Consider the following 1,473-nt stretch of genomic DNA (forward strand, 5'->3'; position numbering starts at 1 on the left):
CAATAGTTCGTTAAAAATTCGCCACGCCTAAGCGGCTCTGGCAGTAAATAAAATGAGTTCTTTGAAAAGTTTGTCAATAACTTGCGGGTCTGGGCTAATCCCAAACACGCAAATAAATCGTTCAAGCATATAAGCATTGTGTATGAATGACTTGCAGGAGGATATGGAATAGGTTATTCCGAGCCTCTTACATGCCGCTTTGGCCAAGTTGACAGCAGCAAGCGATGCATTGAAGTGAAAATCCAATTTCCTGAAGTCGGTAGACTGGCAGTTGGTGATTCCTGCATGCTGCTTGCCATCTCTAAAGCAAAATTCCAACTGGAACCTGGTTCTGTAATAATCCAGCACCTCGCGTCCATCCATGGAATCGTCTGTAGAGAAGTAAAGCTGCCACTTGTCTGTCCTCCCGTCCATCGGATACCAGATGGCTAAGGAAACATACCTTTTGAGAGCTTTTGCATATACCCTCAATCCGTATAGCTTTCCCTTGTTCACCTCGTATTCCTTGCACCGGGTCAAATCCAAATTGGCAAAGTCAATCCTGCCGTCAAACCACTTGGGATGGCCACGTTTTCCTGTTTTCTGTTCCAATGCCGGATAGTACAGGACAACATCATTCCTAAAGCGGCTGATGACATGGAAACCGTTCTCACACATAGGTGTTATGAATGTTTCCTTGGAAAAGAATGCGTCTGCAACCACCGTTTTGGATATGCTTTGCAGCTTGTCTTTTCTGCTGATAAGATAGCTGCTGTACCAGTCAACGAGGCTCTTGTCCATATTATCCAAGGTCTTACAATCCGGCGTCTGAATGGAACCTAAAGTCATGCATTCATGATTGTCGATGTCAATGACACCGATGCCCATGATTTCCAGTCCACGCTTGTATTCTCCTGCACAACCGGACCAGAAGTAACCTATCCAAGGTGTCTTCTTGCCTGATTTGGGAATATAGGAAGGATCGATGGCGATGGCTTTTCTTTTGCCTGTGAGATGCTTGCTGATGATAGAGCCGTTGAACGCAAACCAGTCGAAAGTTTCATGCTCAAAAAGGTTACGATAAGTCTGTTCTGAGAAACAGCCATATCTGCCCAATTGGAGGAAGTTTATACGATCCGGGATGGCCATGAATAATTTCATGGTGTCCATGAACGTTTTTTCAAAAGGTTTTTGTATATTCGCTACTGATTTGAGAGCCGACAGGCACTCGGATTGGTATTGCATAAGGAGTGTTTCTTTAGTCATAATCAGAAGAGTTGAGAGACTTCTAATTTACTAAAAAACCAGCGAATTATGCAATACTTTTTTACCTTTATTATCAGCAGGTTAGCACATTTTTTTCAGCACATTTCTTCATGCTTAACCATTCGTTTTTGACAACATTTCAATGACCTCTTTAGTGTTTCCGAACCGACTTTTGCCGGTTTTATTGTTTAACTTTTAATTTTTCGGTAAAAATTTACCGAAGTATTG

General features: G+C 42.4%; 1 protein-coding gene. It reads right to left on the reverse strand.

Features of this window, described 5'->3' with window-relative positions:
• Positions 1-27: 27 nt before the first annotated feature.
• Positions 28-1,245, reverse strand: a complete 1,218-nt coding sequence (locus tag AB5217_RS24810) for a transposase (protein WP_008782613.1) — start codon at positions 1,243-1,245, stop codon at positions 28-30.
• Positions 1,246-1,473: the final 228 nt, after the last annotated feature.

This window comes from Bacteroides sp. MSSM.1001136sp1_RTP21357st2_D2_RTP21359_211015 (assembly GCF_040913205.1).
Taxonomy (GTDB): Bacteria; Bacteroidota; Bacteroidia; order Bacteroidales; family Bacteroidaceae; genus Bacteroides; species Bacteroides ovatus.

Bases quoted from the DNA above. Each gene is read 5' to 3' on its own strand.
- AB5217_RS24810 (WP_008782613.1), bottom strand. From the start codon at position 1,245: ATGACTAAAGAAACACTCCTTATGCAATACCAATCCGAGTGCCTGTCG.